17 protein-coding genes are annotated in these 19,147 nt (G+C 52.6%); 8 read left to right on the top strand and 9 right to left on the bottom strand.

All coding sequences use genetic code 11. The features are described from left to right. Positions 1 to 5: 5 nt before the first annotated feature. Complete coding sequence (gene hutH / locus M979_RS04450; RefSeq protein WP_064553898.1) at positions 6 to 1,550, bottom strand: histidine ammonia-lyase; 1,545 nt, start codon at positions 1,548 to 1,550, stop codon at positions 6 to 8. 154 nt (positions 1,551 to 1,704) lie between these two features. Here hutH and hutC point away from each other — a divergent pair, with 154 nt between their 5' ends. Further along, a complete protein-coding gene (gene hutC / locus M979_RS04445) occupies positions 1,705 to 2,457 on the top strand; it encodes a histidine utilization transcriptional repressor HutC (protein ID WP_064553897.1) in 753 nt (250 codons plus the stop codon). On the opposite strand, the gene ves is transcribed toward hutC, so the two are convergent. Then, the gene (gene ves / locus M979_RS04440; protein ID WP_034456033.1) at positions 2,458 to 3,003 is read right to left on the bottom strand and encodes an environmental stress-induced protein Ves; all 546 of its coding nucleotides are present in this window, start codon (positions 3,001 to 3,003) and stop codon (positions 2,458 to 2,460) included. It abuts the gene before it with no gap. Further along, the gene (locus tag M979_RS04435; RefSeq protein ID WP_064553896.1) at positions 3,003 to 4,367 is read right to left on the bottom strand and encodes a formimidoylglutamate deiminase; all 1,365 of its coding nucleotides are present in this window, start codon (positions 4,365 to 4,367) and stop codon (positions 3,003 to 3,005) included. Before M979_RS04435 ends, ves begins: the two co-directional genes overlap by 1 nt. A 174-nt stretch (positions 4,368 to 4,541) precedes the next feature. Between M979_RS04435 and hutI the strand changes: the two genes are divergently transcribed. Then, complete coding sequence (gene hutI, locus M979_RS04430) at positions 4,542 to 5,771, top strand: imidazolonepropionase (protein WP_064553895.1); 1,230 nt, start codon at positions 4,542 to 4,544, stop codon at positions 5,769 to 5,771. Beyond that, entirely contained in the window at positions 5,755 to 6,552 is a 798-nt protein-coding gene (gene hutG / locus M979_RS04425) for an N-formylglutamate deformylase (protein ID WP_064553894.1), read from the top strand. The genes hutI and hutG overlap by 17 nt, the downstream gene beginning before the upstream one ends. Positions 6,553 to 6,691: 139 nt before the next feature. Here the strand turns inward: hutG and spy are convergent, their stop codons facing one another. The 6 genes from spy to astC all read right to left on the bottom strand — a co-directional run bounded on the left by spy (position 6,692) and on the right by astC (position 13,769). After that, positions 6,692 to 7,174, bottom strand: a complete 483-nt coding sequence (spy, locus tag M979_RS04420) for an ATP-independent periplasmic protein-refolding chaperone Spy (protein WP_034456037.1) — start codon at positions 7,172 to 7,174, stop codon at positions 6,692 to 6,694. A 433-nt stretch (positions 7,175 to 7,607) separates the two neighbouring features. Further along, positions 7,608 to 8,573, bottom strand: a complete 966-nt coding sequence (astE, locus tag M979_RS04415) for a succinylglutamate desuccinylase (RefSeq protein WP_064553893.1) — start codon at positions 8,571 to 8,573, stop codon at positions 7,608 to 7,610. Between the two features lie 141 nt (positions 8,574 to 8,714). After that, complete coding sequence (gene astB / locus M979_RS04410; protein ID WP_064553892.1) at positions 8,715 to 10,046, bottom strand: N-succinylarginine dihydrolase; 1,332 nt, start codon at positions 10,044 to 10,046, stop codon at positions 8,715 to 8,717. 2 nt (positions 10,047 to 10,048) lie between these two features. Next, entirely contained in the window at positions 10,049 to 11,521 is a 1,473-nt protein-coding gene (astD, locus tag M979_RS04405) for a succinylglutamate-semialdehyde dehydrogenase (protein WP_064553891.1), read from the bottom strand. Beyond that, entirely contained in the window at positions 11,518 to 12,552 is a 1,035-nt protein-coding gene (astA, locus tag M979_RS04400; RefSeq protein ID WP_064553890.1) for an arginine N-succinyltransferase, read from the bottom strand. Before astA ends, astD begins: the two co-directional genes overlap by 4 nt. After that, positions 12,549 to 13,769, bottom strand: coding sequence for a succinylornithine/acetylornithine transaminase (astC, locus tag M979_RS04395; protein WP_064553889.1), 1,221 nt, complete (start codon positions 13,767 to 13,769; stop codon positions 12,549 to 12,551). Before astC ends, astA begins: the two co-directional genes overlap by 4 nt. A 433-nt stretch (positions 13,770 to 14,202) precedes the next feature. On the opposite strand from astC, the gene xthA reads away from it, so the two are divergent. The 5 genes from xthA to M979_RS04370 are packed head-to-tail and all read left to right on the top strand — an operon-like array spanning position 14,203 to position 19,114. Then, positions 14,203 to 15,009, top strand: a complete 807-nt coding sequence (xthA, locus tag M979_RS04390; protein WP_034456044.1) for an exodeoxyribonuclease III — start codon at positions 14,203 to 14,205, stop codon at positions 15,007 to 15,009. Between the two features lie 44 nt (positions 15,010 to 15,053). Beyond that, entirely contained in the window at positions 15,054 to 15,713 is a 660-nt protein-coding gene (locus M979_RS04385) for a TVP38/TMEM64 family protein (RefSeq protein ID WP_064553888.1), read from the top strand. A gap of 10 nt (positions 15,714 to 15,723) precedes the next feature. Further along, positions 15,724 to 16,899 (top strand): ABC transporter substrate-binding protein, encoded by a 1,176-nt coding sequence (locus tag M979_RS04380; protein WP_064553887.1) that lies wholly within the window; start codon positions 15,724 to 15,726, stop codon positions 16,897 to 16,899. Next, entirely contained in the window at positions 16,896 to 18,476 is a 1,581-nt protein-coding gene (locus M979_RS04375) for an ABC transporter permease subunit (protein ID WP_245164650.1), read from the top strand. The genes M979_RS04380 and M979_RS04375 overlap by 4 nt, the downstream gene beginning before the upstream one ends. Beyond that, positions 18,476 to 19,114, top strand: a complete 639-nt coding sequence (locus M979_RS04370; RefSeq protein ID WP_064553886.1) for an ATP-binding cassette domain-containing protein — start codon at positions 18,476 to 18,478, stop codon at positions 19,112 to 19,114. Before M979_RS04375 ends, M979_RS04370 begins: the two co-directional genes overlap by 1 nt. The last annotated feature ends 33 nt before the right edge of the window (positions 19,115 to 19,147 follow it).

The raw sequence follows: 19,147 nt of genomic DNA, 5'->3' as shown, positions 1-19,147 counted from the left end.
CGGCATCAGGCCGATGTAGAAGGGAAAAGTTGTGTAATAGCAGCAGGTAATTCACCACTACAGCCCCACTGGCGCATGCTTTCGATATCCGGAGCCAGTAAGCGGTCTTTATCAAGGAAGGCAACACGTTCACGCACGCCACTAAAGACCTGCTCCATGATCGGTGAACTGCGTAATGGGCGGGAAAACTCAATGCCCTGGGCAGCAGCCATTGCTTCGATTCCCACTACAGCAGCCGTGTTGAAACACATGTCTCCCAGACGGCGTGCGGCGTAGGTTGCCATTGAAACGTGATCTTCCTGGTTTGCCGATGTCGGCAGACTATCCACGCTGCCAGGATGTGCCAGCGATTTATTTTCAGATGCCAGCGCTGCGGCAGTCACCTGCGCAATCATAAAGCCGGAGTTAATTCCGCCCTCTTTCACCAGGAATGGCGGCAAGCCAGAAAGGCCGGTATCCAGCAGCAGTGCCAGGCGACGTTCAGAAATCGCACCAATTTCAGCCACGGCCAGCGCGATAATATCAGCCGCGAACGCCACCGGTTCGGCATGGAAATTCCCACCGGAAATCACTTCGCCGGTTTCGCTAAACACCAGCGGGTTATCGGACGCGGCGTTGGCTTCAATTTGCAGCACGCGCGCAGCGTGGCGCAAGTTATCAAGACACGCCCCCATGACTTGCGGTACGCAACGGATAGAATACGGATCTTGTACACGCCCGCAGTGCTGATGAGAGTCAACAATTTCACTGTCGGCAAGCAATGCTCTGACTGCCGCCGCAACATCGATTTGCCCAGTCTGCCCACGCGCTTCATGAATGCGAGCATCGAAAGGTTTCACCGAGCCTTTAATCGCTTCAAGGGATAACGCCCCTGCAACCAGCCCCGCACCAAACACTTTTTCGCCTTCAAACAGGCCACGCAATGCCAGTGCGGTAGAAACCTGCGTGCCATTAAGTAACGCCAGCCCCTCTTTTGGACCAAGCACCAGCGGCTCAACGCCCGCCATTTTTAGTCCTGCAATGGCTGGCAATTCTTCGCCGTTGAAACGCACATTTCCTTCGCCCAACAACATCAGCGAAAGATGTGCCAGCGGGGCCAAATCGCCCGATGCACCCACTGAGCCTTTTTCCGGAATAACCGGCATCACACCCGCATTAAACAGGCGTAATAAACTGTCGATAACCTCCATACGCACACCTGAATGGCCACGCGCGAGGCTAATAATTTTGCTGGCCATCACCAGACGTACCACATCATCCGGCAACGGTTTACCCAGGCCCACGCTGTGTGAAAGCACCAGATTACGTTGCAACTCAGCCAGATGTTCTTTGGCAATGGTCGTTTGCGCCAGCTTGCCAAAGCCGGTATTGATGCCGTAAACCACATCGCCATGATTGACGATAGCTTCAACGGTTTTTTGTGATTTAACCACGGCATCAACCGCCTGTGGATCAAGACTCAGAGTCACGGTGCCGTGATAAATTTCACGTAATGTGGCGAGCGTTACGCGCCCCGGAGTAAGAGAGCAAAGCTTTTTTTGCAGCGACATAATGACATCCTGATGGCATCAATTCATATGAACGTATAGAGTTGTATAGACAACCTAACTAATAAACCCAAATCACCGCCAGTACGACATAGGTAATTTTTATAGATTAGTGAGCGGGATCGCGCTTAATCCACATTATAAGAAAGGACAAAACATGTCTGATTCAGAAACTCTGGAGCAGTTACGTTCCGCTATCAGCGATCTCCCCGCCCCTATTTATTTGCGGGTTAAGCAGGGCATTATCAGCCAGATCCGCAGCGGAAGCTGGCTTGCCCACCAGCGAGTGCCTTCGGAAACGGAGCTGGTGAATGCGTTGAATGTCAGCAGAATGACGATTAACCGGGCGCTGCGGGAATTGACCGGAGAAGGCTGGCTGGTGCGAATGCAAGGTGTGGGAACCTTTGTTGCTGAACAAAAAGGCCATACTGCGATGCTTGAAGTGGGCAGCATTGCCGAAGAGATTACCGCACGAGGCCATCACTACCGCAATCAGGTGGTAGCTCTTGAACAAGTTAAGGCTGATGAAAAGCTGGCACATGCGTTTTCAATCAACGTTGGTGAGCCACTGTTTTATTCGCAACTGGTTCACTACGACAACGATATGGCAGTACAGCTGGAAACGCGCTATGTGAACCCGGCGCTTGCCGCAGATTATCTGCAACAAGATTTCCGCCTGGAAACGCCACACCATTATCTGAGCAAAGTCGCACCGCTTACTTCAGGTGAACACATTGTGGAAGCCGTGCTGGCCGATGAATCACAGCAAGGGCTGTTAGAAGTGACGACCAATCAACCTTGTTTATTGATTCAACGCCGCACCTGGCACCATTCACAGGTAGTGACGGTAGCCCGGCTGCTATATCCAGGCTCACGTTATCAATTGGTCGGTAGTTTTACCGGGCAGTGATCAGAGATAGGTAATTTCGCTAAACAGCAACTTCCCTTCCGACTTCAGTAAGCGCAAGGTGTGGCGGCCATCTTGCCACCACGCACCTTGTTCTGGAGTCAGTAGTTTGTCACCCAGTTGCCACTCACCGCTGAGCACATAAACAATGCCACCACGTGGAGCGAAGGTTGTGAATGTGCGGTCTGCAACGCGCACTTTAGCGCGGCAGCGGTCGCGGTGCGTCATAATATTGAAATCCATCGACATACCCTGCTTTAGCTCGGCTTTAACCGTGTAATCACCGGCAAAAGCAAAAGGCTGAAAGTGCTTTAGGGTATGACGAAACGCCTTTCCGGCATCCAGAACCACTTCCCCTCCTTCAAGCAAGGTGATGACACGGTCTACCTGAGGGAAAGCCGAAAACTCGCCACTGCTGGCGATTGACGCGATACTGGCACGCCAGTTGAAATCACGCGTCGCGGGCGGGAAACAGCAAATTTCGCGGGTTTCTCCGGCCCCGTTACGCCACAAGCTGACGGGCACTTTCCGTATATCAAAGAATTCCATCACCACTCCTGAAGAGTGCGCATCACCTGCGCAAACTGTGCATTACTTTGTTCATCGAGCGCGTGCTGCCTGTCGGTTATCACCTGTTTTCCAGCAACCCACACGTCTCGTATTTGTTCGCTGCGTCCACCAAATAACCAGCGATTTAAAATCGCGTAATCTTCAACATGTGCAAGCCATGAATCACGCTCGAGCACTAACCAGTCAGCACGCTGCCCCGGCGCAATCATCCCCATCGTTACGCCGCAAGCTTGTGCGCCACCTACGGCGGCCTGGCGCCACAGAACTTCGCCAACCTGAGGCAATTCTGGCAACACAATGCGGTTGCGCCTTTTATCACGCAGGCGCTGCGCGTACTCAAGCCAGCGTAATTCTTCCAGTGCACTAACCGAGACATGGCTGTCAGAACCCACACCCCAGTGGCCGCCCTGAGCAATGAAATTGGTGGCTGGGAAAATCCCATCACCGAGATTTGCTTCAGTCGTAGGGCACAAGCCTGCCACCGCGCGGCTTTCCACAATTTGAGTTAACTCTTCAGCGGATAAATGCGTGGCATGAACCAGGCACCAGCGGTCGTCCACCGCAAAGCGGTTATATAGCCATTCCACCGGGCGTTCTCCGCTCCAGGCGAGGCAGTCATCCACCTCTTTATCTTGCTCGGCAATGTGAATATGCACCGGCAAGCGGTAATCGCTCGCTTCCAGCACATCTTCCATTTGCTCCTGCGTGACCGCCCTTAATGAGTGAAAACACAGGCCGTGGTTAATCAACGGATAGCGGCGAAGCGCGTTACCCAGCGCCTGCTGTTGACGGAGATAGCGGTCGACATCCTGGATAAATCTTTTTTGCCCCGCCTGCGGCGGCTGCGCGCCAAAACCGGCGTGGCTGTAGAGCACCGGCAGCAACGTTTGCCCTATTCCGCTGTTATCGGCAGCAACCAGCAATTGCTGTAGCATCAAATCACCTGACGCATACGGTTTTCCGTTAACGTCATGATGTAAATAGTGAAATTCAGCTACCTGAGTGTAACCACCCTTGAGCATATCAATGTACAAATGAGTGGCAATGGCACCGACTTGTTCGGGGGATAGTTTTTGGACCATGCGATACATCATGTCGCGCCACGTCCAGAAACTGTCCTGCGGATTGCCCGCCACTTCCGTCAACCCCGCCATCACCCGCTGAAACGCATGCGAGTGCAAGTTTGCGATAGAAGGAATCACGATGCCCGGAAGCAATGTGGCATTTTCCCCTGAAGCACCAACTTCGACGTGAGTAATCGTTCCTTGTTCGTTGACGCTAATCCGCACATTGTGCCCCCAACCTTGTGGGAGCATCACAACTGGAGCAAAAAATGCAGGCATGGATTTGATTCCTTCTTTTGCGATGCCAATGATTTAGCGATTAATTACAGCTAACGCAAACCAAATTTCAAACTTGTTTACCGCCGTCATAATTCGGCTGACGCAAGTTGCCGAAAAGCGCTGGCTGCGCTAGCTTGTAGTCAATTGTCTATACAACCTGACACGGAGAATATCATGCCTTATCCTCGCAGCATTGACAGCCTGTGGAGCGGTGCAACGCTCGTCACAATGAAAGAGGGGCAATACCAGCTGATTGAAGATGGGGTTATCGCCGTAGATCAGGGGAAAATAATCTGGATCGGTAAGCGCGAAGCACTCCCCGATATTAGCGCTCAGGCCCATCACCACTTTGACGGTGGGATCATCACGCCAGGTTTTATCGACTGCCATACCCACCTGGTGTTTGGTGGCGATCGTAGTGCAGAGTTTGAGATGCGTTTAAATGGCATGAGTTACGCGCAAATTGCAGCCCAGGGCGGCGGGATTATTTCCACCGTTCGCCACACGCGTGAAGCGGATGAAGAGGAATTACTGCGCTCCGCCCGCCAGCGCCTGCAACATCTGCTGCATGAAGGTGTGACGACTGTCGAAATTAAGTCGGGATATGGGCTGGATATCGACAATGAAATCAAAATGCTGCGCGTGATCCGCAAAATCGGGGAACTCCTGCCGGTAGAAGTTTATGCCACCTGTCTTGCAGCACATGCCGTTCCTCCCGAATTTAACGGTGATAGCGACAGATGGGTTGAAGTGGTTTGCGAACAGTTACTCCCGCGTGTAGCTCAAGAAAAACTGGCCGATGCCGTCGATGCCTTTTGCGAGCATCTGGCTTTCAGCCCCGTGCAAACCGAGAAGGTTTTTAGCGCTGCCCGCACTCTGGGAATGCCGGTAAAACTGCATGCCGAGCAACTGTCAGCGCTGGCGGGCAGCAGCCTTGCGGCGCAGTATCAGGCGTTATCGGCCGACCATCTTGAATACGCAACCGATGCTGACGCGCAAGCGATGGCTGCAGCGAACACCGTTGCAGTGCTGCTGCCAGGTGCGTTTTATCTGCTGCGAGAAAAACAACAACCTCCGGTTGCCGCATTCCGCAAACACGGTGTGCCGATGGCGGTCGCAAGTGACGCAAACCCTGGCACCTCACCCGCGCTTTCTCTGCGTTTAATGCTCAATATGGCCTGTACTCTGTTTGGATTAACGCCAGAAGAAGCGCTGGCGGGCGTCACGCTGCATGCCGCGCAGGCTTTGGGTATCCGTGAAAGCCACGGCAGCCTTGAGTGCGGAAAAGTTGCTAACTTTGTGCACTGGCCCGTGGCACGTCCCGCAGAACTGGTCTATTGGTTAGGGGGGCAATTGCCCTGCACCGTTATTTATCAGGGAGAGAAACGTGACAGCATCTTTTAATTTCAGTCGTGGGAAACTGCCAATCCTTATCAGTATTCCGCACGCAGGCACCGCACTAACGCCAGAAGTTGAGTCGGCCCTAAGCGATGCCGCAAAACCCCTGCCCGATACCGACTGGCATATCCCAAAGCTCTATGATTTTGTTCATGCATTGGGTGCAAGTGTTATTACCGGCAATTATTCGCGCATGGTTATCGACCTCAACCGCCCGGCAGACGACAAACCGCTGTACACCACCGCCACTACAGGTCTGTATCCCGAAACGCTATTTGATGGCACCCCGGTGTTTATTCCAGGAAAAGAACCAGGCGCGGAACAACGAAAAGCGGCACTGGACAATATCTGGCAGCCCTACCACCAGCAGTTACAAAGTGAACTGGAGAGAATGAAAGCGGAGCACGGCTATGCGCTGTTGTTTGATGCCCATTCCATCGCCAGCCATATTCCACGTTTGTTCGAAGGCAGACTTCCGGATCTTAATTTCGGTACTAACGGCGGTAAAAGCTGTGATGAATTAATAGAAGAGCATCTGGTGGCTTGTGCGGCATCGCAAAAGCAATTTAGCTGGGTGGCAAATGGGCGTTTCAAAGGCGGCTATATCACCCGCGCTTACGGGCAGCCGTCGCAAGGGGTTCATGCAGTGCAGCTAGAACTGGCACAATGTAATTATATGGATGAGCAGCCGCCGTTTGCATGGCGTTCCGATCGTGCCGGGCAGTTGCAGCCGTTGCTCGAGCAGCTTATCCGTTCAATGTTGAGTAGTGCGCAGCAGATAGCCTGAGCCTATGGCTTATCCACCCTGCGAAACCAAACCGCAGGTCGCGCAATAGCCTCATCCGACACAAAAGAAAACCGCCGGTCCTGTCCACTGCGATATCGCTATTGTGGACAGGACCGGCGGTCTTAAGTCAGTCGATCAGTTATTCCTGATCAGCAGGCATTTTACCTTCATGTTGAGGGCGTTCTGTCAGACGCTTCTCAAAATTAGCATTAAATTGTTTTTTCTGTTCTGGCGTCAGAATGTTGTAGATCTTATTCTGCGTTTCCATATGAGCCATCATGCGGGCTTTGTTCTGCTCAGCCATTTTATCTACCTGAGCCTGTGCTTTAGCTTTATCGAAGCTGTCGCTGGCGATAATGCTGTGCGCCGCACGACGTTCTTCTACTGAAGGGCGCTCCATTTTACCGCGCTGTTCTTTCATGATGTCACGCACTTGCTGTTTCTGCGCATCGGTCAGGTTCAGGTTTTTAAACATCATGTCGTGATAGCCACCGCGCATACCTTTGTGGTGCATCATCGGTGCATCTGTTTTTGCAGCAGTGGTGGTGTCAGCTGCATGAGCCAGGTTCGCCGCGCCCAGAGCCAGAGTTGAAGCAACAAAGAGAGCTGTTAATTTACGCATAGTATTTATTCCTCTTTTTCCCGTCAGCTTTTCTGCTACAGCTGTTTTGACCGCACATCCTGGTCACTTAGCTCTCAGGACGCAAATACATGCCGCGTTGCTGTAACTGAAAATCTATAGGGCAATTACTTTATAATTACGACAAGGTCTGCCGCGTTGACGAAATTAAGTCTACGGGGTTATGCGTCAAGTAATAGTCCCCGTCGGTAAAGCATTGAAAGGGTAAACAACAAATTTGCAGCAATTATGAAGAGAATAAGGATAATGCAGAGAGGAATTGCAACAGAATATAACAAGACAATGATTTTAAAGAAATTATGAAGATATTGTATAGTAATTATTACGTAGGGAAAAGATGTACTCTAAGATTTATCTGTACATCATTGTTTGCTGAATGATTATTTATTAGCCCCAAAAAACGGGGCCAAATTATTTATATTTCTCGCAGCATCAAACCGGCCCGTAACCCGAGCGCTACATTAGGATTCGGGAATAGCACAAATTCAATATCTTCTTTCACTATATATCGCGTATCGCCATCCTCTGCCAGCAATGTGCCTTTCGGGAATGCAGTGAAGTTCTGTGTTTGCGCCGACATATGCAATACAAAGGCCTCGCTGTGGCGTGTAATCTGTTGCGCCACTTTATAGCGTAACGGCTTACTTTCAACGGGCTCCGCCGCCTCACCGCTTAGCAATGCCTGCAATGCCTGTTTTGTCACCTCAAACTGGCTGAGATCGTTTTCGCCAAACGGCTGCGCCTTGCCCAGCTCGAGCGTGCAGCTAAGCGCATTGAAATGTTCGCTGCTGAAATGGGTAAAAGTGCCACCAGGCTCCTGATGAAACACCAGTGCCTGTAATCCCGCACAGCCCAGCCAGGAGAGAAATTCCTCATCATATGGCAAGGGACGCGAAGGCAAGACGCCAAAACGTGGGTGCAAGGAGCTGCGAATGGCGGTATGCATATCCAGGTGCCAGCAGATGGTCTCTTCACATTCGGCCAAAAACAGATCTAACGCATGCTCAAGTCGGCAGGCACGTTGTGTTTCAATGCTTTCCGGGAATTGCTGCCAACCGCCGCTAAACATACGGTTCATGTCACTGTGCTGATAGCGCTGGTTGCTACGCAGTGCCGCAGGATTGCCAAGAATGACCAGCAACCGCCATTGCAACGCTATTTCACCGGCAACCAGGCTATCCACCAGCTGCGCGAGTATTTCTACTGGCGCAGTCTCGTTACCGTGAACCCCTGCCGACAACACCAGCGTTTTTTGCGTCGCCTGATGTGGGGACAGTGTCAAAATACCTTCATCCCACCACTGCCAATGCAGATGGGCATTTTCTCCGGCGCTCGGAGTTGGCACTTTACCCGCCAGGGTTTGCGCCAAAAAATCCAACATTGTGCCTCCTGTATAAAACTAACCAGTAGACATTATCGATGCAGTCAGGTTGGTCAAGGACAGCGCGCAAGAACCGAAACGTACACAAAGTACGTGAAGATTCTGAGCACTGCCCAGGGCCGAAATGACAAATAAGATAGTCTACTCATGCTGAAATGGATAAACAGAACCTAAGTCTAGTATATGAGTCAGTTCATTGAGTGCTTCGCGTCCTTCGTGCAACAACTGTGGGTCGGCTAAATCAGCCTGAGTCAGTTGGTCACGGTACCAACGGTCGACCCAGTTATTGAGCGTAACAAACAGCGCGTCATTCATCATCACCGCGGGGTTTAACGCTTTTTGTTCCGCTTCGTTCAGGACGACGCGCAGGCGCAGACATGCCGGACCACCGCCGTTTGCCATGCTTTCGCGCAGGTCAAACACTTTAAGTTCGCTGATTGGGTTATCGGCTGCCAACACTTCATTGAGATAACGCCAGACGCCTGCGTGTTGGCGAGACTCTTCTGGCAAAATCAGCGTCATGCTGCCATCGTCACGGCTTAATAACTGACTGTTAAACAGATAAGTTGCGACCGCATCGGCCACTGAAACTTTATTTGCGGGAACTTCAATAGGCGTGAATCCGGGCACTTTAACACGCAACTGCTCGTATAACGCATGTTGATGAAGAAATGCCTGCTCATGGCAGAACAATACCTGGCGGTTCGACACCGCGATTACGTCGTTATGGAACACGCCCTGGTCGATAACCGTCGGGTTTTGTTGCGCGTAAACCACTAAATCCGGGTTAACCTGGTTAAGCCTTACAACAGCCTGGCTTGCCTCTAACGTCTGGCGAGCCGGATAACGTGCCGGAACCAATCCTGCTTTAGCTTCTTCGCGGCCATAAACAAAAAGCTGTGTCGATGGTTCGCCATACGCACCGCCGAGGCGGTTATGATTTGCCGCCCCTTCGTCGCCAAACATACTGACTTGCGGCAATGCGCCATGAACGCAAAAGTAGTCCTCGTTACGGAAAATGGCTCGCAAGACATTTTCTGTGGTTGGCGCTTCGCTTGCACGGTGGAACTTGTTGTTCAGGTTCGCTACGGTGAAGTGGACTTTGCCATCGAGGCTATCTGCCGACGGACTGACAGTCGCAGCGTTCGCCACCCACATTGAGGAAGCCGAGCTCACCGCCGACAGCAGTTGGGGCGCTTGTTTTGCTACGCGCGCAACAATCTGTTCGTCGCTGCCACTAAAACCTAACTGGCGCAGCAGCGGAATATTAGGCCGCTCCTGAGGCGGGATGACACCTTGTGCAAACCCGGCATCCGCCAGCGCTTTCATCTTCAGCAAACCTTGTTTAGCGGCAAGCTTCGGGTTGGAAACACGGAACTGGTGTTTGGTTGATGCCTCGTTACCGAAAGAAAGCCCGGCGTAATGGTGGGTCAAACCCACCAGTCCATCAAAATTAACTTCACGCGCTTTCATGATTACTCCTCACGGCTAAAATCAAGCCCTGGGCTCAGGGTTGCAGGCAGCGGGAAGGACGGGCTTTCCAGCGTCGCCATCGGCCATGCGCAGTAGTCGGCTGCATACCAGGCGCTGGCGCGGTGGTTGCCTGAGGCACCTACGCCACCAAATGGTGCCGCACTCGACGCGCCCGTTAATGGTTTATTCCAGTTCACAATCCCGGCACGCGCTTCGAGTAACAGCTGGTCAAACTGCTCACGATGTGGAGAAATCAGGCCGCTTGCCAGCCCATAACGTGTGTCATTCGCCATCGCTATAGCTTCATCGAAATCAGCATAACGATAGACCGTAAGCATTGGCCCAAACACTTCTTCATCGGGCACATTGGCTACACCGGTTAACTCCACAATCCCTGGCGTCAGAAGCGATGTACCTGCTTTTACCAGTTTCGGCTCAAGCAGCGGTTTGCCACCACGCGCGATATGTTCCTGCCAGCCGGTCAGCACGCGTTCAGCGGCCTGCACAGAGATCAATCCACCAATAAACGGCTGCGGCGTGGCATCCCACGCATCCGGGCGAATACGTCCCGCCACTTCTACCAGGCGGTTTAAGAATGCATCACCCTGCGGCCCCTGTTTTACCAGCAAGCGACGGGCGCATGTGCAGCGCTGCCCGGCAGTGACAAACGCCGACTGAATCACCAGATGAACAGCACCGTCGATATCTTCAGGTTCTTCAACGATCAGCGGGTTGTTGCCACCCATTTCGAGGGCCAGAATTTTTTCCGGCTGCCCGGCGAACTGGCGATGCAGCTGATAACCCGTATTTGCGCTGCCGGTGAATAACAGGCCATCAAGCGTCGATTGTTGCGCCAGCGCCTGGCCGGTTTCGCGCCCGCCCTGCACCAGGTTTAACACGCCATCCGGCACGCCCGCCTGCTGCCACAGTTTCATCACTTGCTCGCCAATCCGCGGCGTCAGTTCGCTGGGTTTGAATACAATGGTATTGCCTGCCAGCAGGCCGGGCACAATGTGCCCATTTGGCAAATGGCCGGGGAAGTTGTACGGGCCAAAAACCGCCAGAACACCGTGCGGGCGGTGGCGCAGTGTCGCCGCACCGTCCGGCATTTCGGTGTGCGTTTCACCGGTTCGCGTGTGGTAAGCCTTAATCGAGATAGCGATTTTGTTCACCATCGCGGTAATTTCAGTCGCCGCTTCCCAGCGCGGTTTGCCGGTTTCCTGGGAAATAGTTACGGTCAGCGCTTCTTTGTTGGCCTCGAGTAAGGTCGCAAATTTTTCAACGATGGCCTGGCGCTCGGCAAACGGACGTTTTGCCCATGCCGGGAATGCGGCACGCGCCGCCAGACACGCTTGTTCAACTTGTTTTGCATCCGCTGCAACGCCTTCCCACAGCAAATCACCATTTACTGGGTTATGTTTTTGTAATGATTCGCCTTGCCCGGAAAGCCACTGTCCATTAATCCACTGAGTCATACTTTTTTCTCCTCGGGGCACAAACGCACCAGACGGACTTTATCGCCAGCACTGCATTTCAGGGCATCCGCGGTAACGGCATCAATAACAAGCCGGTCACCTTTTGGATTTGCCTTAATCAGCATGGCGCGAAAATCGTTATATTTTTCATTGGCTACCAGGCACATTGGTAGTTCTTCGGTTGCCGGTTGCCCAACAGCAATTTCAACAAGGCGACTTTTGCGAATCGCCCTTACCCGGTCGATGTCGCACTCAAGCGTTGGGCCACCGTCAAAAATGTCCACGTAATTGCGATAACGGAAACCTTCGGCTTCAAGCACCGCACGCGCTGGCGCGGTTTGTGGATGCACCTTACCAATAACGGCCTGAGCTTCTGGCGACAGGAAATCGGTGTAAATCGGGTGTTTAGGCATTAATTCGGCGATAAACGCCTTCTGCCCGGTACCGCACAAGTAATCAGCACGGCTAAATTCCATAGAGAAGAAGCGGTTGCCCAGGCTTTCCCAAAACGGTGAATGACCATGTTCGTCAATCACACCACGCATCTCGGCCACCACTTTGTCATTAAAGCGATCGCGAAACGCTGCCATAAACAGAAAACGTGATTTGGAAAGCAGGTATCCGTTGCCCTCTTTACGCCAGTCGGCGTCGAGGAAAAGCGTGCAAAGTTCGCTGCTTCCGGTGTGATCGTGGCTGAGAAACAGCGTCGGCAACGCGTTGTAGATATTCAGCTCTTTGGAGGCGTGTACATGTGTACCCACGTGATAGTTGTACCAGGGGTCGTTTAACCCAACCGCAACTTCAATAGCGCAGATCCCCACCACATGTTCGGTGGCAGTATCCTCCAGCACGAAAACATAGCCCTGGTCGCCTTTTGGCAGGCCACCCTGCCAGGTATTTATTGAGCGTTCGATACGTTCGGACAGCGTTTTTTCATCCGCAGGCAGTGAAGTCAAGCCGCCGCCTGTTTTACCCGCCATCTCCAGTAGCCCGGATAAATCACCGCGCTCAACCGGACGGATAATCATCATGATTGCTCTCCCGCAATAAAGCGTTCACAGGCGCGCTCAAAACGATCCAGCCCTTTTTGCACTTCAGCTTCGCTGACAATTAACGCTGGCGCAAAACGTACGACGTTCGCCCCGGCAATAAGCATCATCAAACCTTCCTGTGCTGCGGCCTGTAAGATAAGTTTAGCCTTTCCGCTGTACGCTGGTTGCAGCACACAGCCAATTAACAGTCCCAGACCACGCACTTCACTAAACAGCTGATGTTTCTGGTTTATGTTGTTTAAACGTTCAACAAACCAGGCGTGGCGCTGTTTAACACCGTTAAGTACGTCAGGGGTGTTGATGATCTCCATCACCCGGCCAGCAACGGCACCGGCTAGCGGGTTGCCGCCGTATGTGGTGCCATGGGTGCCGACGACCATCACTTTGGAGAACTTTTCAGTGGTCAGCATGGCGCCAATCGGGAAGCCACCGCCCAGTGCTTTAGCGGTAGAAAGTACATCCGGCGTGATGCCGTAATGCATATATGCGTACAACTCACCCGTGCGGCCAACGCCGGTTTGCACTTCATCAAAAATCAGTACCGCGTTGTGGCGGTCACACAGTTCGCGCAAACCTTGCAGGAACGTAGGGTCAGCAGGTACTACACCACCTTCACCCTGTATGGGTTCAACAATCACCGCACAGGTATTTTCGTTAATCAGCTCACTGGCAGATTGCAGATCGTTATAAATGGCGTGGCTGATTTGCGGCGGTAATGGCGCAAAATCTTGTGAGTAAGCAGGCTGACCACCCGCCGAAACGGTAAATAATGTGCGTCCGTGGAAGGCGTTTTTGAACGCTACAATGCCGCTTTTCTGCGGTCCAAAATTATCATGAGCATATTTACGTGCCAGCTTTAACGCCGCTTCGTTGGCTTCAGCCCCCGAGTTGCAAAAGAACACTTTGTCGGCAAAAGTGGCATCAATCAGCTGTTTTGCCAGGCGCAGAATCGGCTCGTTGGTATAACCATTGCCGGTATGCCAGAATTTTGCGGCTTGTTCTTCAAGCGCTTTGCGCAGTTCAGGGTTGGCGTGACCCAGGGCGTTCACCGCAATCCCACCCGCAAAGTCGATATAATCTTTGCCTTGTTGATCCCACAAAGTCGACCCTTCACCGCGTACCGGAATAAAAGAAGCGGGGGCATAAACGGGCATCATCCATTCGTCGAAATTCTGGCGGGTAATTGACTGCGACATAGCGACCTCTTCCGGTAAATAAAAAGTTATTTAGATGTTAAATAATTGAGTGTTTGCGCTGTAAATGTAGATTGCACGCTTCGTGCCAGCCAGCGATATAAATGAATAGCAGAGAGATGGGATCGTGAAATCAATAGGTTACGCACTACCACTATTCACATAAAGTGAATATATAGTGCATAGTTTTACGGTGCCGCTTGGATCGCCAGATAAAAACAAGAAAGATTATGCAGTGGGAAAATATAATACTGGATTTGTGATCGATGCTGGGGTTTGCAAGTTGTTTACGCCCCAAAACGGGGCGGCATGACGTATTTTGGTGCAGATTTTGCTCAGTTCAAATTCACCCCAGGAAAAAATTTGCCATCCGTCTCACTTCCCGGCTTTTTCTGCTACCATCCTGCAACATTGTTAGCAACTACGGCAGCGACTTATGAAATTCGTCTCTTTTAATATCAACGGCCTGCGCGCCCGCCCACATCAACTTCAGGCCATTGTTGAACAACATCAGCCTGATGTTATCGGTTTGCAGGAAACCAAAGTCCATGACGACATGTTCCCGCTCGAAGATGTCGCAAAGCTGGGCTACAACGTCTTTTATCATGGTCAGAAAGGACATTATGGTGTGGCGCTACTAACTAAAGAGACGCCGATTTCGGTTCGCCGTGGCTTCCCTGGTGATGATGAAGAAGCGCAACGCCGCATTATTATGGCGGAAATTCCTTCGCCATTAGGCAACCTGACGGTGATTAACGGCTACTTCCCGCAGGGCGAAAGCCGCGACCACCCGACCAAATTCCCGGCCAAAGCGAAGTTCTACCAGGACCTACAAAACTTCCTCGACAGCGAACTGAAAAAAGAGAATCCGGTGCTGATTATGGGTGATGTCAATATCAGCCCAACCGACCTGGATATCGGTATTGGCGAAGAAAACCGTAAGCGTTGGTTGCGTACTGGCAAATGTTCATTCCTGCCAGAAGAACGTGAATGGATGGACCGCCTGAAAAACTGGGGCCTGGTTGATACCTTCCGCCACGCCAACCCGGAAACCAACGACAAGTTCTCATGGTTTGATTACCGCTCGAAAGGCTTTGATGACAACCGTGGGCTGCGTATTGACCTGCTTCTGGCAAGCCAGCCGCTGGCAGAGCGCTGCATCGCTACCGGTATTGATTACGATATTCGTAGCATGGAAAAGCCTTCTGACCATGCACCGGTATGGGCTGAATTTAAGCTGTAAGGGACGTGGTATGAACATCACCCGGCGCTGTGGTTTCTTGCCCGATGCGTAAGTTACTTTTTGCCGCTCTGGTGGTTGCTTTTATCCTGCTGATTACCTTCCTGCCGCCGGGTAGTCTGGCGGCACTGCAACATTATCAGGCACAATTCTCGGCCTGGCATCAGCAGCATCCGTTGCAGACAGCGCTGGCATTTTTTGTGATTTATGTTGTGGTCACCACCCTTTCCATTCCCGGCGCAACATTATTAACGTTGCTTGCTGGTTCGCAGTTTGGGGTCGTTCAAGGAACCACTCTGGTGGCGCTGGCTGCAACCTGTGGCGCAACGCTCGCGATGCTTATCAGCCGCTATTTGCTACGTGACTGGGTACACCTTCGTTTTGCTACGCCGATGGCGGCGATTAACCGCGGCATGGAGCGCGAAGGGTTGTACTATCTTTTTGCGCTACGCCTCACGCCGGTTTTCCCGTTCTTTCTGATAAATTTATTGATGGGCCTGACGCCAATCAAAACGCTGCACTATTTTGCCGTTAGCCTTGTCGGAATGCTGCCGGCGATCGTGGTTTATCTCAACGCGGGGCGCCAACTGAGCCAGTTGCGTACCCTTAGCGATATTCTTTCACCCGGTATGATTGTGATGTTTATTTTGCTGGGTTTGCTGCCGCTGGCGTCACGCCGGTTAGTCCGCATTCTCCAGAAATCATAAGGACCCCATTTTGCGCCTTTTAACACTTTTGCTGTCGCTTGTTGCGCTCAGCTTCGCAGCCTGTGCACAACCCACCAACTGGAACGCTCTGCGCCAGCAGGCGAACGGCCAGACCGTTTACTTCAACGCCTGGGGTGGCGACCCTGCGGTAAACAGTTATCTCGACTGGGTGGCTGGTGAGATGAAGCAGCAGTATGGTGTGACAGTAAAAGTAGTGCGTCTGGCTGATGCCGCTGATGCGGTAAAACGTATCCAGAGTGAAGCCGCCGCCGGGCGCAAAGAAAAAGGGTCGGTCGATTTACTGTGGGTCAATGGCGAAAACTTCCACACATTAAAACAAGCCGGATTGTTGAAAGAAAGCTGGGCGTGGGAATTACCCAACTGGCGTTACGTAGACCAGAAAAAAACCGTGCGCGAGGATTTCTCACAGCCGACGGACGGTGCTGAAGCACCCTGGGGTAGCGCTCAGTTGATGTTGATTGGCAACAAACAGCCTAATGTGGAATTCCCGCGTAGTGCGGCGGATTTGCTGACATTCGCCAAAGCGAACCCCGGCAAACTGAGCTACCCTCGCCCACCGGATTTCACCGGCACTGCATTTATCGAGCAGTTATTGATTGTGCTGACCCGCGACTCGCAGGCGCTGCGCCTGCCACCGAATCAGGCAACTTTTAACCAGGTTACCGCTCCGCTATGGGAGTATCTGGACAAACTGCATCCTCTGTTGTGGCGTGAAGGTAAAACGTTCCCATCAACACCGGCTCGCATGGACCGAATGCTTGCAGACGGCGAGTTGCTGCTCTCTGTAACGTTCAATCCCGCACATGTCGATAACCTTATCGACCGCAAGCAACTGCCAAAAACAGCAGAGGCATTTGGCTTTGAGCAAGGCATGTTGGGCAACGTCCATTTTGTCACCATTCCAGCCAATGCCCGCTCCCAGGCGGGGGCTCAGGTGCTGGCAAATTTCCTGATGTCTCCACAAGCGCAAATTCGCAAAGCCACCCCGGCAGTCTGGGGTGATGCCACCGTTCTGGATAGCGCAACGCTGCCTGCGCCATTAAATGAGCAGCTCGATGCGCAAAAACCAGCCCATCTGCAAGCAGTGCCATATCTGCCTGAACCTCATGCTGCCTGGGTTAATGCGCTGGAAAAAGAGTGGTTACAGCGTTACGGAGCGAAGTGAGTAACCGCGTGCTGCAACGCACCTTAGCCTTGCTTGCAGTGGGGTGTGTTTTCGCGCCGCTGCTACCAGGCTTAGCGATGATGGCAAAACCGATGTTGATGCCCGATATCTGGCATCAGCTGTGGGCCGACAACCAGTGGTCTGGTGCGCTGCAAGCCACATTAAATTCGACTGTGATTAGCGTTGCAGGCTCATCGACTCTTTGCCTTGTGCTGCTTTGCGGCCTATGGCCAGGCGCACACTGGCAACGTTTGACCTCACGACTGCCATTACTTTTGGCTCTCCCCCACGTCGCTTTTGCCAGCGGCTTTTTATTCCTGTTTTCCGATAACGGCTGGCTGGCGCGTCTATGCAGCGTGTCGTTTCATGTTGATGAAAATGGTGTTGGGCTGGGTATCTTGCTGGCACTGAAAGAGTGCTGGTTCCTGCTATGGGTTGCCAGCACACAGCTCAACCTGCAATCCCTTTCCCAACAACTAACCGTGGCCCAAAGCCTGGGTTATGGCCCATTGCAAAGCCGTATTCGAGTGCTGGTTGCGCAGTTATTGCCGCGCCTGAAATGGGCGTTGTTGGCAGTTGTAGCCTACAGCTTGTCTGTCGTGGATGTAGCAATCATGCTGGGCCCGAACAACCCACCAACGCTCGCGGTTCTGGCCTGGCAGTGGCTTACCGATGCCGATCCGCAACGTGTGGCAATGGGCATGTTAACGTCACTGCTGCTCGTGGTGATGTTGGGGATTTTTAGCACCGTTGGCTACGCCGCATGGCTGTTTGTCCGCCGTGCCCTGGGGCAATTTTCCGGCAAGCGTCATCAATTCAGCATTCAGCCTGTGGCATTAGCATCTGGTTTTATCATGGCTCTCACCGGCACTGCAGCGATAGCAATGCTGGTGCTGTGGTCATTTGCAGATGGCTGGTTTTACCCGGCACTGTTGCCTGATGCATTCGCCCTTACCGGCTGGCAAGCGGCGGAACTATCACCATTAACCACCACATTACTGCTGGCGCTGGCAAGCAGCCTGATAGGTTTGCTGGTGGTTGTTCTGTGGCTGGAAGGAGGAAGTTCACGCTTTGATCTCTGGCTTGCGCTACCGCTTTTCTTACCCGCTCTACCGCTGGTTGCCGGGCAATATCAAATCTTGCTGGTTATAGATCAAGACGGTAGCTGGCTGGGCATTATCTGGAGCCATTTGCTGTGGGTTGTCCCCTATATGCTGCTGGTCGCACGCCCTGCGTGGCATCAGTTTGATGCGCGCCTGACAATTACAGCGCAAACATTTGGCTGGTCAGCGTGGAAAATTTTATGCAGGGTTAAGCTGCCATTGCTTATCCGCCCGCTACTGGCCTCTCTGGCTGTTGGGTTTTCAGTGAGCGTCGCGCAATATTTACCGACGCTGTACGCAGGTGCAGGGCGCTTTACCTCCGTCACAACAGAAACTGTGGCACTCAGTAGCGGCGGTGACCCGCAGCAGCAGGCCATTCAGGCGCTGTTACAAATGCTACTTCCGGCAATCATGTTTATTGCCATGCGACAGCTCAGCAGTCTGCTCACCCATTATCGACAAGGATTACGCTAATGCTGCGTGTTCAGGATTGTTCTATTTCTTATGCCGCACACTCGTTGATTCAGAATTTGAGTTTCACAGTCTCCCCCGGCGAGGTGCTGACGCTAATGGGGCCATCCGGGGCCGGAAAATCGACATTTCTAAGCTGGATGATTGGCGCGTTGCCTGCGGAATTTAGCGTTAAAGGAGAGCTGTGGCTTAACCAGCAACGCCGCGATACGCTCCCAACCGCGCGGCGAAATATTGGCATTCTTTTTCAGGATGCTCTGTTGTTTGCGCATTTGAATGTTGGGCAAAACCTGGCGATGGCCCTACCCGCAACAATTAAAGGGCGTGAACAACGGCAGTATTATGTCGAACAAGCGTTGGCAAACGCGCAGCTAACCCATTTCTCCCGACGCGACCCTGCAACACTTTCCGGCGGTGAACGTGCGCGCGTCAGCGTGTTGCGGGCATTATTGGCGAAGCCCGAATCCCTGTTGCTCGATGAGCCTTTCTCACGAATGGATCAGACCTTACGCGAGCAGTTCCGCCAGTTCGTCTGGCAGCAAGTTGAGCAACAGGCCATTCCGGTGGTACTGGTCACACACGATCCGCAAGATATTCCCACAGGCGGGCATATTATTACGGTCGGTGGTTCGGGCTATTAATTTGTCATACATAATTATGCGTTATCGCAAGGA

The organism is Buttiauxella noackiae ATCC 51607 (genome assembly GCF_001654865.1).
Lineage (GTDB): Bacteria > Pseudomonadota > Gammaproteobacteria > Enterobacterales > Enterobacteriaceae > Buttiauxella > Buttiauxella noackiae.
Note: the sequence above shows the minus strand (reverse complement) of the source record. Positions and strands in the feature narration are given on the sequence as shown.

Bases quoted from the DNA above. Each gene is read 5' to 3' on its own strand.
- hutI (WP_064553895.1), top strand. From the start codon at position 4,542: ATGCCTTATCCTCGCAGCATTGACAGCCTGTGGAGCGGTGCAACGCTC.
- hutC (WP_064553897.1), top strand. From the start codon at position 1,705: ATGTCTGATTCAGAAACTCTGGAGCAGTTACGTTCCGCTATCAGCGAT.
- astA (WP_064553890.1), bottom strand. From the start codon at position 12,552: ATGATGATTATCCGTCCGGTTGAGCGCGGTGATTTATCCGGGCTACTG.
- ves (WP_034456033.1), bottom strand. From the start codon at position 3,003: ATGGAATTCTTTGATATACGGAAAGTGCCCGTCAGCTTGTGGCGTAAC.
- xthA (WP_034456044.1), top strand. From the start codon at position 14,203: ATGAAATTCGTCTCTTTTAATATCAACGGCCTGCGCGCCCGCCCACAT.
- spy (WP_034456037.1), bottom strand. From the start codon at position 7,174: ATGCGTAAATTAACAGCTCTCTTTGTTGCTTCAACTCTGGCTCTGGGC.
- M979_RS04370 (WP_064553886.1), top strand. From the start codon at position 18,476: ATGCTGCGTGTTCAGGATTGTTCTATTTCTTATGCCGCACACTCGTTG.
- astB (WP_064553892.1), bottom strand. From the start codon at position 10,046: ATGAAAGCGCGTGAAGTTAATTTTGATGGACTGGTGGGTTTGACCCAC.
- astD (WP_064553891.1), bottom strand. From the start codon at position 11,521: ATGACTCAGTGGATTAATGGACAGTGGCTTTCCGGGCAAGGCGAATCA.
- astE (WP_064553893.1), bottom strand. From the start codon at position 8,573: ATGTTGGATTTTTTGGCGCAAACCCTGGCGGGTAAAGTGCCAACTCCG.
- M979_RS04385 (WP_064553888.1), top strand. From the start codon at position 15,054: ATGCGTAAGTTACTTTTTGCCGCTCTGGTGGTTGCTTTTATCCTGCTG.
- hutH (WP_064553898.1), bottom strand. From the start codon at position 1,550: ATGTCGCTGCAAAAAAAGCTTTGCTCTCTTACTCCGGGGCGCGTAACG.
- astC (WP_064553889.1), bottom strand. From the start codon at position 13,769: ATGTCGCAGTCAATTACCCGCCAGAATTTCGACGAATGGATGATGCCC.
- M979_RS04435 (WP_064553896.1), bottom strand. From the start codon at position 4,367: ATGCCTGCATTTTTTGCTCCAGTTGTGATGCTCCCACAAGGTTGGGGG.